Annotated in this window: 8 protein-coding genes; all 8 read right to left on the bottom strand. The window is 64.7% G+C overall.

The window, feature by feature from the left end:
• Positions 1–29 precede the first annotated feature (29 nt).
• Positions 30–2,654 (bottom strand): hybrid sensor histidine kinase/response regulator, encoded by a 2,625-nt coding sequence (locus tag ACO07J_RS02890; protein WP_422026128.1) that lies wholly within the window; start codon positions 2,652–2,654, stop codon positions 30–32.
• A gap of 3 nt (positions 2,655–2,657) precedes the next feature.
• Positions 2,658–3,566, bottom strand: coding sequence for a type II secretion system F family protein (locus tag ACO07J_RS02885; protein WP_422026126.1), 909 nt, complete (start codon positions 3,564–3,566; stop codon positions 2,658–2,660).
• A 15-nt stretch (positions 3,567–3,581) separates the two neighbouring features.
• The gene (locus ACO07J_RS02880; protein ID WP_422026124.1) at positions 3,582–4,559 is read right to left on the bottom strand and encodes a type II secretion system F family protein; all 978 of its coding nucleotides are present in this window, start codon (positions 4,557–4,559) and stop codon (positions 3,582–3,584) included.
• Entirely contained in the window at positions 4,556–5,983 is a 1,428-nt protein-coding gene (locus ACO07J_RS02875; protein ID WP_422026122.1) for a CpaF family protein, read from the bottom strand. The genes ACO07J_RS02880 and ACO07J_RS02875 overlap by 4 nt, the downstream gene beginning before the upstream one ends.
• Positions 5,976–7,334, bottom strand: a complete 1,359-nt coding sequence (locus ACO07J_RS02870; protein WP_422026120.1) for an AAA family ATPase — start codon at positions 7,332–7,334, stop codon at positions 5,976–5,978. The genes ACO07J_RS02875 and ACO07J_RS02870 overlap by 8 nt, the downstream gene beginning before the upstream one ends.
• Complete coding sequence (locus tag ACO07J_RS02865; protein WP_422026118.1) at positions 7,331–8,296, bottom strand: hypothetical protein; 966 nt, start codon at positions 8,294–8,296, stop codon at positions 7,331–7,333. The genes ACO07J_RS02870 and ACO07J_RS02865 overlap by 4 nt, the downstream gene beginning before the upstream one ends.
• Positions 8,297–8,698: 402 nt before the next feature.
• Positions 8,699–9,304: a hypothetical protein gene (locus ACO07J_RS02860; RefSeq protein ID WP_422026116.1), complete on the bottom strand. Its 606-nt coding sequence runs from the start codon at positions 9,302–9,304 to the stop codon at positions 8,699–8,701.
• Between the two features lie 238 nt (positions 9,305–9,542).
• Entirely contained in the window at positions 9,543–11,930 is a 2,388-nt protein-coding gene (locus ACO07J_RS02855) for a BapA prefix-like domain-containing protein (protein ID WP_422026114.1), read from the bottom strand.
• Positions 11,931–12,193: the final 263 nt, after the last annotated feature.

Below are 12,193 nucleotides of genomic sequence, written 5' to 3'. Positions count from 1 at the left end.
CAATGGCGGCGAGGCCGGCGAAAGGAGGATCAGGCGTCGGAGGCCTTCGCGCCCTGCCCGTCCACGAGACCGAAGAATTCCTCGGCGATCTTCTGAAGCTGCTGAACCGAAAGCGGTTTCTCGAGCGCATAGTTCGCCCCTGCCGCCTCGAGCTCGGTGCATTCGGTTCCCATGGTCGACGCGGTGATGCCGACGATCGGGATGGTCTTGTCGATGATGCGGATCTGGCGGATGAACTCTGATCCGAGCATGCCCGGCAGGAGTTGGTCGACGAGGATCAGATCCGGATGATGCTGTTCGAAGGCGACCAACGCGTCGTCCGAGCGCTCGACCCAGATCGACTTGCCGAATAGCCGGCGCATGCGCGCGACCGTGATGTCGCCGACGATCTGGTTGTCTTCCAGCAGAAGCGCGGTCTTGTCCGGATATAAAACCTGTGTCTCCATCACCGGTTCATGCTCCATGTTTGCGTATTTCGAGTGGTCCGCCAGCCTGGCCGGATGTTTGAGAACGAAAGTTGCGCCGGGACCGGCAATGATCCGCTGTTCGCCTTCCCCCTTGTCCGAGCCCGAAAACGGCGGCAGGCGACGGGGCACGAGGCCGGCCTCGTTCGTCTTCCTGAGGCTCAGTTCCCCCCCCATGGCCCGAATGGCCCTTTGGGCTGTGTACAAACCCAGACCCGTCCTGTCATCCCCCTCGCTTCTGCCATCCGTATCGAATGGCCGGAACACCGTCTTGCTGCGCTCGGGCGAGATGCCCCGGCCGTCATCGCTGACCTGCCATGTAATGATGGCGCCGCCGCCGCTTTGCCGGGTCAGGAAGGCGCTGAGCGTGATTTCCGTGCCCCTGGAATGAACGATCGCGTTGTGCACCAGCTTGGACAGGGCGATGAATATACGGCCGTAATCGCTTTCGATGAGCGCATCGCTTTGCTGCGACAGGGCCAGTATGAGGGCGACCCCGTTCGCCTGGGCCGGCCCGGTGTAGGTTTCCTGCAGGTGGAAGGCCAGTTCGCGCAGGGTGAACTTGGTCTTCACGATCTGGACGTGTTCGCTGTCCGGTCGAACACGCAGGTCATCCAGGATCTCGGTCATCCGGCCATTCGCCTTGCGGAAACTGGGGCCGATCTCGGACCACGGGGTGCCGGCGTCGAGCTCTTCCGACAGCATCGACAGGATCGACATCGGCGTCCGCATTTCATGCGCGGCCACCGACAGCAGGCGTTCTTCCCGCAGCAGCACCTCGGCCAGCGCTTCTTCCGCCGCTTCTGCCCGCCTGACGAGGTTGGCACTCGATGCCAGGTTCACCAGGGCCAGCCAGACCGTGCTTCCCTTCTTCTCGAGGATATGGACGTGACAGGGCACCGGGGCCTGCGCCGGTTCCATGCCGCGGGATCCGAACGGGTCGGGGGCCAGATCAACGGAAAACGGCCGGTCGAAGGCCTCGCCGTCCCCCCGGTTCATGGCGTCGACAAGCCGGAGCAAGTCCGTCGACTTGCTGCCCGAGAAGAACTCGGCGAAGTTCAGGGCCGGTCTTTCGTCATTCCCGGCATCTACGACACGGATGAGCTTGGACTCGAGGTCTGCCTTCAGCAACCGGCCCGCGCCGCGCCGTGCCAGGCTTGCGCGCATTTTCCTGAATTCCCGGTCGGTCAGAAGCAGGTCGTCCGCCGCCCTGTTGCGGCTGTTCATCATGGCAATCGCGACCAGGAAGGCGGATGCGGCAAACGGCGCCGCCCCTGCCAGGGCGGGCGCTGCCTCGGACGATATCAAGCCGGACAGGGCCGCAAGGGACGGTATCGCCAGCGCGACGGTGACCAGGCCGATCCACGCGACCATCGGGGTTCGGACCAGGGCATAGAGGGCGCAAACTGTGGGCACCGCGACAAGGGCTATCTCGGGCATGGCGGCCATACCAAGGTAAGGACCATAGAGCATGACGGACACACCTACCGCGGCGGCCGCCACGAGGTATGCGCGCGCAAGGGCCCCGCGAGGGTCGAAGGCGTGGCGGGAAAACTGGTAAACCAGAACAGACAAGGCCGCCGCGATGGCCGCCCTGCCCGCTTGCTCTGCGATGGTGCCGATCTCAATCGCGCCCACCTGTTCCGCGAGGGCACCGCCGGCAAGCGTGCCAGCCGCCACCAATACGGCGGCGGTCAGGACGCCCTCGGGCCGATTCAGGACAGTCGGACGCCCATCCTGCCAGGTGCCATGCCCCAGACCTCCGAGCCGGGAGACGAGGAAGACACCGCCCGCCCCCAGGCCCGCACAGATCGACATGACCAGGGCAGGCAGCAGCAAGCCACCCTCGGGTGCGACCCCGTGCAGATGCAGCCAGATCAGCGAGGGAACAGTCGCGCCAGCCACGGCCATCGCCCCGGCGCCGGCCCGAAACTTGCCGGGGCGCCAGCGGTTCATGTCCAGGGACAAGAGCAACAGCGACGCCGCGACCGCAGCGAGCGGAAACAAAAACCGCGCCGGCATGTCGGCGGTCGCGGGGTCAATCATCGACAGGGAGGCAAGCCCGACGATCCACAGGCTCAACACCGGCCCGAGCGGCCATTTCTTCCGCCTTTCGGCTTGGTCTTTGTTCTCCGTCCGAACCAATGTGGAAACCCGTTCCGTCATGCCAGTGTCAAGCTTCGCCAGCATCGCTCAGAAGCTCGTCAGGATCGTGTAGACGGCGGGCGCGAGCATGAGAAGCAGGAACGGCGGCACGGTGAACAGCATCGTGCCCAGCGTCATCTTTGTCGGCAGCACGTTCGCCTGTTCCTCGACCTGGCGCATGCGCTTGTTTCTCAGTTCGGCCGCGAACACACGGAACGTCTCGGCAACCGGGGTACCCATGGCGGAGGATTGAAGGATCACGCGGGCAAAGGCCTCGAGATCGGGGTTCTCGGTTTCGTTTGCGAGCCTTTCGAACGCGCTTGCCCGATCTTCGCCGGCCTTCAGCGCGTCGGCGGTGGCCGAGAACCGCTCGGCCAGTTCAGGATGCAGTTCCCGCATCAGCCGCGATACCCGGACAAGGCTCAGGTCAAGGGACTGGCCGGCCTCGACACAGACCAGCATCAGGTCAAGCGCGTCCGGCAAGCCCTTGGCGATCCTGTCGACATACCGCTTTGCCCAACTGGAGACCAGTACGCTCGGCAGCGAGTAGCCGATCACGAAGGCCAGCAGAAGGAACGTGAGCCACTGGAACCGCTCTGCTGCGCGGAACTCGGGAAAGGTCAAAATGACCACGCCCATCACGACAATGGCGGCTGTGCCCATCCCGAGTTTGCAGAGCGCGAAGAGGTAGAGCGCCTGGGGTCCGTCGAACCCGGCCTGGAACAGGCGGCGGCGGACCGCTTCCTGTCTTTTTGCGTCGCTTTCGCCCAGCAGCCGCAACACGCCGGAATGGAACAGCGAGCTTGAGTTCGTGACCTTGCTGAGCGAGCGGCCCGGTTGATCGGCTTGCACGCCGATGCCCCCGCGGAGGACCATCAGGCCGACCGCGCAGAGCATCGTTCCGATTCCGAGCGCCAGAAGGACCGCCAGGAAGAGAGAAAGATTCAGCCCGGTCATGTTTGAGCTCCTGCCCTAGTCCCGCAGAACAAGCATGCGGCGCATGAAAATTACGTTGGCAATCAGCAGAGCACCAACAACGGTCAGCAGCGCCGGAAAGAAATCGGCCTTCGAGACTTCGTCGAAATAGTTCGGGCTCAGAAGCGTGATGCCCAGCACCGCGATGATCGGGAAGATCGACAGCACGTTGCCGGACCACCGCGCTTCGGAGGTCAGGGATTTGACTTTCAGCGCCAGCGCCTGTCGACCGCGGCAGATCGTGGAGATCCGCTCGAGCAGTTCGGCGAGGTTGCCGCCGCTGGTTTGCTGAATGGCCGCGCCGGCGGCGAGGAAACGCAGGTCCTGGTTGTCGCAACGCTCTGCGAGATCGTGCAGCGCAACGACCAGGTCCTGTCCGAAGTTCACTTCCTGGATGGTGGCGGTGAATTCCTCGGCTATCGGCCCTTCCATGCTTTTGCCCACCAGCGTGATCGCACTTGAAAACGGCGAGCCCACCCGAAGCGCGCGAACCATCACGTCGATGGCCTCGGGCACCTTTTCGGCGATGGCTGCCTGGCGTTTCTGCCGGCGGATCCGTGTCACGATGGACCATGCAACAATGGCAAGCGCCAGGGCTGCGGCCACCGAAAGGATCAGGGGAATGCCGAGTGCGAAGTAGAGAATTGCAATCAGCACGCCGCAAGCGCTTCCGTAAAGGAGCCACTCAACGTGGCTGAGCGAGCCCAGCCACTTGAGGAAGAACTGGAAATGAGCCCTGACGGTGCTGTTCTTGCCCCAGGCCGCCCAGGAAATCCGCCCGTCCTGGCGGCGCAGCGGGCGCCCCTCGGGAGCGGGCGCGGCGGCGGAAAGCGGGGTATCGGAGGTCAGGCTGTACCGGCTGCGCAGGCGTTCCAGCCTCTGGGAGGCTTGCGCCCACACCCCGAGCAGGAAGGCCGCCAGCAACAATAAGGTTCCGGCAAACATCAGGATCGAGAGGATTGCCGCGATGCTCATGACAGGTCGCTCTGGTAGATGTTCGCGGGCAACTCCTGTCCCCAGCGCTTGAAGCGGTCCGTGAAATGCGATCGGACACCGGTGTTGACGAAATGCCCTTCCACGCGCTCGTCCGGGGATATGCCGGTATGCTCGAACGCGAAGATTTCCTGCATCGACAGCACGTCGTTCTCGCAGCCGGTGATCTCGGTGATCGAGGTGACCCGGCGCGTGCCGTCCTGCATCCTGCTGATCTGAATGACGAGGTTCACGGCGCTGGCGATCTGGCGTCTCAGCGCGGTCAGGGGAATCTCGATACCGGCCAGCGCCACCATGTTTTCCAGCCGGCTCGTGGCATCGCGCGCAGAGTTCGCGTGGATCGTGGTCATCGAGCCGTCGTGGCCGGTGTTCATTGCCTGCAGCATGTCGATGACCTCGTTGCCGCGCGTCTCGCCGACGATGATGCGGTCGGGGCGCATCCGCAGGGCATTTCGCAGGCAGTCCCGCTGCGTGACCTCTCCTCGGCCGTCGATATTGGGTGGCCTGCTTTCCATGCGGCCGACGTGATCCTGTTGCAGGTTCAGCTCGGCCGTATCCTCGACCGTGATGACCCGTTCGCGGGAACCGATGTAGCTGGACAGGGCGTTCAGCAGCGTCGTCTTGCCAGCGCCGGTGCCGCCCGAGATCACGATATTGAGGCGGCACCGCACAGCCGCCTTCAGATACTCCGCCATGTTCGGAGACAGCGCCCCGTACACGACCAGTTGATCCATGTTCAGGGAATCCTTGCGGAACTTGCGGATCGACACCATCGTCCCGTCTACCGAAATCGGCGAGATCATCGCATTCAGGCGAGACCCGTCGGGGAGCCTGGCATCGACATAGGGGTTCATCTCGTCGATGCGGCGCCCCACGGCCGAAACGATCTTCTGCAGGATCCGACGAAGGTGCATCTCGTCCGAGAACTGCACGTCGGTCTTCTGCATGATGCCGTCTTTCTCGATATACACCTTCTCGGGCCCGTTGATCAGGATGTCGGAAATACGGTCATCCTTGATCAGAACCTCGAGGGGGCCATACCCGGTCACCTCGTAGTAGATCTGGTCGATGATGCGATCACGTTCGGTACGAGACAGCGCAATCGGCTGATTGGGCGCGATCTCCTTGACCATATCGCTGATTTCCTTGCGGATATCGTCTTCGCTCGCATGGTCGAGTGCCGAAAGGTCCAGGGTCTCGAGAAGCTGCCGGTGCACGAGGCTTCGGATCTTGGCAAGGACGAGACGGCGGGACTGGCTCCCTTCGGCTTCGGGCGGGGCGATGTCCACATCCGCCGGCGCCTCGTTGAACTGTTCGGCGGCGGGTGTCGGTGCCTCCTCGTGGTCGACGTCGAAGGCATCGTGCCCCGTCGCGGCAAGGCGGTTCCTGCGGTACTTGTCAAACATCGGCCCGTTCCCTTGCAGGGGTCATGTCGACATGCGCGTGCAGTGACTTCCTCAGCGCGTTGCGCGGGGCGAATTTCAGCAAGGGGCTGCCCATGTCGCAGGCGGCACTGACGTCGCTGCCCCCATCGGGGAAGAAGTGATCGACCCTTTGACCGAGGCCGACTTCGAAATGCTTCAGTTTATCCCACCATTCCTGGTCGGGGTTGGACGGGCACCGGTTCAGGGCATAGACGAAATGACCGATGTCGATGCTGCTTTCCAGAAGCTGGTTCTTGAACTTGCGGGCGTTGCGAACGCTCCGCACGTCCTGCTGCGCCACGCAGACGACGGCGTCGGCCGCCTTGAAGACCTCTTCGCTCCAGTCGGCGAGAACGTGGGGCATGTCGATGATGACCAGCGGCGCGCTCTGCTTTGCCAGGGAGACAAGCCTCGTGCCTTCGCCCCGGGCCAGTGCATCGACCGGCAGAACCTCGCGCGGGCCGGCGAAGACGCGCAGACCGGGGCTGTAGTTCCTGAGGCATTCCTCGAAGCTGTCCGTATCCACCGCACCGATCGACTGGTAGGCGTCGCCGATCTGATCCGTTTCCTCGATCGACAGGTACCCCGCGAGGGCGGCAAACTGCAGGTTGAGGTCCAGCATGCAGACCCCCGGCACGTTCCTTTCCGCCGCGAGCTCGACCGCGAGGTTCGCGGCAAGCGTTGTCGTCCCGACACCGCCGGACATGCCCTGGAAAACGATGACGCCGGACCGCCGGAACAATACCTTGTTGAGAACGCTGGACTGGACGTACCGCTCGCGCAGCGCACGGTCGTGCCGGAACATGTTCTTGAACTTGTTCAGGAAGTTGCGTTTCGACGGCGCCGGCCGGGACGGAGTGCCGTCCAGGTCCGCGGGCGCATCCTCGTCACCGTGCCGAGACCACTGCATCTCGCCCCGGGGTCCGGTGATATGGTCGGGAAGCAGGTTCGCCAGGTCTCTGGCCGCGTCAGGATCCACCACGATCGCGGAGGGCGGCAGGTCAAGCTCGCTTGCCGTGCTGTCCGACGAGATGACGACGATGACCGAAAGCAAGGACTTTGCGCAATCGATCACGCGCTGCGCCATCACGGGAAGACCGTCACCCGACGCCCCGACGGCCACGATCAGCAGATCGAAGCCGGGCCCTGTCAGGTCATCCGCCAGAACGGCCGACGCCTCGTAGAAGCCCAGGTCGGTACGCACATGCGGCGGCAGGTCGGAGAGCGCATCCGCAACATGCAGGACGCCGATGGCATCGTCGCAGACGGTACACACCTTCAACTTGTCGGCAAAGGCGCTTCCCGAAGGTATGTTCAGGAGCGGCCGGTTCAACACGGCACCTCGATGATTGATCTCGAGGCCGAGCGAACCACGTTGAGCTGGCATTTCTTCGGCGCAAACTCGATCGGAAGGCTGACCCGTTCCCAGCTCGGCGCCGGCTTCGAATCCGACGGCGCGTCCGAGGTACGGGCGGGCTTGGTTTCCTTCTTGTCGGCATCGGGGTCTTCGACGGCCGTGCGCGATGTCAGCGTCTTGTCGTCGTAAACCTTGTCACGCCCGCCCGAGACGACACTGGAATTCGCCGGCACGACGAAATGCTCGCCCCGCCCTTCCGACTGCACAAGCAGCGCGATTTCAGAGGTCGGGCCGACAAGCACGATCATGTCGTCCGCGGGCTCCTGGACGGTGTTCGCGACGTTGACGATGACGGCGTCATCATTGCTCGATGCGTTACGCGCCCCGTCATCCAGATCGTAGACCTGCGCGACGGACAGGTTGCTGCCGATCACGCGCGTGCCGGCCTGGCCGTCCGCCTTTTCGTCGGTCATGCGCCAGAGCACGTCCACCCGGTCACCCGGCCCGAAGCGTTTCTTGAAATCCGGGGCATTGGCGGCCGAAACGGATATGGCGGCCTGGCCGAACGGAACGATGACACCACCCGAAGCGATGATTTCGGGGCGGGCCAGTTGAGAAAGGAGCAGGAAGCTGTCGGCTTTCAGATCCTGGGCGGCCGTCAGTGTGCCGTCGGCGATGTCCATTGCCTGTGCGAGGTCGACGACGACATCATCGGGAAGGTGGTTCGCGGAGATCTTGACCGTGGTGAACGCGTCCGCGTCGAGGACGGCGCCCTGGGGCACGTCCCGTTCGAGGACGGGAATAGAGACCGTCTCGATTTCCGACAGCCGGGCAATCTCTGCCCTGGCATCGCGAAGATCCTGCTCCAGCGCCTTGACGTAGAAGTAGGTTCCACCACTGGCAACGGCCGTTACCGCCAGCCCGGCGACCAGGAACATTGGAATTTTTCCGCGCAACCGCATCATCTTACCTCGTGCTGGCGTATGCACCTGGCATCCGCACTTGCCCTTGAATCGTCAACAGTTTCGTTATCTGAACTTTAGATTGTGTCAAAAATACTATCGTTAATAGCCAAATTGTGGGCATTTTGCATCGCCCCGGTTGGCGCGGTCATGTCAATCCGCCCTCGCGATGACCGCGATGCTGCCGCACCTGCCGGCGCCGGTTTACCGAAGCTTCAAGGGGGTCGCGGGCCCGCGCGTTCCGGTGCGGACACACCCGATGGCGTGGTCCGCGCCCGCGTGGATTGCCCGGCGCCAAAACGGAAATTGCATGACCCCGAACCCGGGACTGGAAGAGAGGCACCACGGAGGGAAAGCGGCAGCCCCGGGTACGAAGCCTCAGGCCGTCGCGACGACGTCCTCGGCGGGATCGCTCGCCCACCGGTCTTCGCGCCACGACTGATAGCGGGCGTTGTTCTGGTGTGCGGCCCGGATGGCATCGCGCATGCGCCCTGCCGAAACCGGCGCCCGGAGCGTGGCGTCGCAGGCCGACATCCGCTCTGCGGTGAAATCGTCGGCGGACACCTCGCTGGCGACCAGGATCAGCGGCACATCGGGTGAGGAGTTCCTCACGTAGAGGCAAAGGTCGATCGCCTGGCCGACGTCACCAAACGAATCGACGTCGACGATCACGAAATCCACCTCGCCCGGGAAACGCAGCAGCGCCTCGACCATGGCTTCGGGCGTTTCGAGCAGCCCCAGGTTGCCACCGGACTGCGCCACCCACATGCGGTAGATTTCGGCCGTACTGTCCACGGAGCCGCAATAGAACGAAAGGCCCTTGGGGCAAACCGGCTTGCCTTCGACCTTTTCCATCGCGGTGCTGAGGTTGAGCGCGCCCAGGTCGTCCAGCAATTCGCTGGCCCCCTTGCCACGCTGTTCATTCGAAATGGGCTCCACGCCCTTCAGGTTCTGGTCGGGAAACATGCCCTTCTGCATCGACATCGTGATACTCCTTGCATCAAAGTGCCCCCGCACCTTCGCGCAGTAGATACATACTTTAGTTATTTTTGCAATGCTTTAGTTTCGCCGCTTGCAAGACGCGCTCGTGGCGTTGCTCCGGGACGTCGAAACGCCAGCATTTCCGGGCTTTCAATGCAAACTGCCGCCCGAAGGCGGCAGCTGCTTTAGCGCAATGACCTGTCGGTCAGACGGCGCAACCCGTCAGGTGTTACAGCTCCTGTCAGCCCAGCAGCCCATCCTCGCCGCCGGTCAGGCCGCCCAGGAGGCCGTCCTCGCCAGTCACGGCGCCGAGCAGGCCGCCGTCGCCGCCGAGAAGTCCGCCGACGATGCCGTCCTCACCGAGAACCGGATCGAGCAGGCCGCCTTCACCGCCGGTCAGACCGCCCAGCAGGCCGTCCTCGCCGGTCACGCCGTCGAGCAGGCCACCGTCGCCTCCGACAAGACCCCCGACGATGCCGTCCTCACCGAGAACCGGATCGAGCAGACCGCCTTCACCGCCGGTCAGACCGCCCAGCAGGCCGTCCTCGCCGGTCACGCCGTCGAGCAGGCCACCGTCGCCTCCGACAAGACCCCCGACGATGCCGTCCTCACCGAGAACCGGATCGAGCAGACCGCCTTCACCGCCGGTCAGACCGCCCAGCAGGCCGTCCTCGCCGGTAACGCCATCGAGCAGGCCACCGTCGCCTCCGAGAAGACCGCCGACGATACCGTCCTCACCGAGCACCGGATCGAGCAGGCCGCCTTCACCGCCGGTCAGGCCGCCAAGGAGGCCGTCCTCGCCGGTCACGCCGTCGAGCAGGCCGCCGTCACCTCCGAGCAGACCCCCGACGACACCGTCCTCACCGAGAACCGGATCGAGCAGGCCGCCCTCGCCGCCGGTCAGGCCGCCCAGCAGGCCGTCCTCGCCGGTCACGCCGTCGAGCAGGCCGCCGTCACCTCCGAGCAGACCCCCGACGACACCGTCCTCACCGAGAACCGGATCGAGCAGGCCGCCCTCGCCGCCGGTCAGGCCGCCCAGCAGGCCGTCCTCGCCGGTCACGCCGTCGAGCAGGCCGCCCTCGCCTCCGAGAAGACCGCCGAGCAGGCCATCTTCGCCGAAGAGCGGGTCGAGAAGGCCGCCGTCGCCGCCCAGCAGGCCACCGAGGAGTCCGTCCTCGCCCAGCAGGCTGGCCAGCAGGCCATCATCGCCCAGCAGCCCGTCGAGCAGGCCGGCATCCTCGCCCAGCAGGTCACCGAGCAGGCCGTCTTCGCCGCCCAGCAGACCGCCCAGCAGGCCGTCGTCGCCCAGGATTCCGTCCAGCAGGCCGCTCAGCAGACCGCCATCGGCACCGCCGCCGCCGTCCTGGGTGCCGCCATAGAGGCCGCCCAGCACATCCTGCACCAGCGCGTTTACGCCGCCCAGCACGTCACCGGAACTCAGACCGGTCACGGCCCCGTCGAGGCCCTGGGCCACGGCGTCGAGCAGCTCGATCACCCCGTCCAGCGCGCCGTCGACCAGCGTGTTCTCGGCCAGCAGCGCCTCCTCGAGCGAGGCAAGCAGCGTCTCCAGCGCGGTCTCGACATCGAGATCGTCGAGCGCCGCGAGGCTTGCCGCCACACCTTCGGCCAGGGCTGCCCCCGCCTGGGTGGTGCCGGCATCGGTCTCGCCCAGGGCGCCGCCGTCGGACACGCCGTCGCCGACGAGCAGCCCTTCGATGAGCGATCCGAGCAGGTCGCCGGCCCCGGCCAGCGGGGTGCCGTTCTCGAGACCGTCCATCAGACCCTGCATGCCGTCTTCAAGGCTGTTCACGAGGATCTCGGTGCCCTCGCCCAGGCCGGTGACGATGCTTTCGTCCCCGGTCAGGGCCTCGATCACCGTGGTCAGGACCGTGTCGATGGCCGCCGCGACATCCTGGTTTTCCAGGTCGGCGATCGCCTGATCGATGCCCTCGCCCAGGGTGCCGGTGGTGCCACCGAGCCCGTCAATGGCCTCGCCGAGCACGCTGGCATTGTCCGTGGGATCGGTCGGGTCCGTCGGATCGGTCGGGTCCGTCGGATCGGTCGGGTCCGTCTGGTCCGTGGGATCGGTCGGGTCCGTAGGATCGGTCGGATCAGTCGGGTCCGTAGGATCGGTCGGATCAGTCGGGTCCGTAGGATCGGTCGGATCGGTCGGGTCCGTCGGGTCCGTGGGATCGGTCGGATCAGTCGGATCAGTCGGGTCCGTGGGATCGGTCGGATCGGTGGGGAACAAGGGGCCACCGACGGAATCACTGCCGCCGTCATCCAGCAACCAAATCGCGCCGCCGGCGAGAAGCGCCGCGCCGCCTGCCAGCAGGAGTTCCTCGTTATCGCCCAGGAGCCCACCGGCCGTCGAGCCGCTATCGCCCTCCTCGGCCGACTCGGTCACCGCGCCGGTGTTGCCCAGCACGTAGGGGCCGTCCACGAGCAGCAGCCTGCTGACCGCGCCATCCGGGCCAACCACGAAGAAGTTCCGTATCAGCACTTCGTCGCCATTGACCATGCGAACGATGAGATCATCCCCGCGGCGGATGAAATTGTCCACGTCCGCGCGACGCGCCGTGATCTGAAAATCCATCGGCTTGTCTGCCGTTAGCACCTTGGTCGCCATACCAGTCGCCCCCTGTCCCAAAATTTCACCCGCGCACGCAAAACGGCGAAGGTGACACATCCTTGTGCATCGCTGCGTTCACCCGCCACCGTGCCAGACCGGCACCCATGGCGGCTCTATCCGGTTCAACCTAATCCATACTTTCGTATTTCACAATATACTTTTGTGTTGTTTTCAACGCATTGGCATAGGTAAATTGATGCGGCCTTCCTGGCGCAGCGCAGGCCGCGCCGTCCGGTTGGAGTTGGCCGCGCCCCGAATTC

This window comes from Roseovarius sp. (genome assembly GCF_965228755.1).
GTDB lineage: Bacteria > Pseudomonadota > Alphaproteobacteria > Rhodobacterales > Rhodobacteraceae > Roseovarius.
The sequence above is the reverse complement of the archived record's forward strand: the minus strand, read 5'-3'. Positions and strand labels throughout refer to the sequence as shown.

Bases quoted from the DNA above. Each gene is read 5' to 3' on its own strand.
- ACO07J_RS02890 (WP_422026128.1), bottom strand. From the start codon at position 2,654: ATGCTGGCGAAGCTTGACACTGGCATGACGGAACGGGTTTCCACATTG.
- ACO07J_RS02885 (WP_422026126.1), bottom strand. From the start codon at position 3,566: ATGACCGGGCTGAATCTTTCTCTCTTCCTGGCGGTCCTTCTGGCGCTC.
- ACO07J_RS02880 (WP_422026124.1), bottom strand. From the start codon at position 4,559: ATGAGCATCGCGGCAATCCTCTCGATCCTGATGTTTGCCGGAACCTTA.
- ACO07J_RS02875 (WP_422026122.1), bottom strand. From the start codon at position 5,983: ATGTTTGACAAGTACCGCAGGAACCGCCTTGCCGCGACGGGGCACGAT.
- ACO07J_RS02865 (WP_422026118.1), bottom strand. From the start codon at position 8,296: ATGTTCCTGGTCGCCGGGCTGGCGGTAACGGCCGTTGCCAGTGGTGGA.
- ACO07J_RS02860 (WP_422026116.1), bottom strand. From the start codon at position 9,304: ATGTCGATGCAGAAGGGCATGTTTCCCGACCAGAACCTGAAGGGCGTG.
- ACO07J_RS02855 (WP_422026114.1), bottom strand. From the start codon at position 11,930: ATGGCGACCAAGGTGCTAACGGCAGACAAGCCGATGGATTTTCAGATC.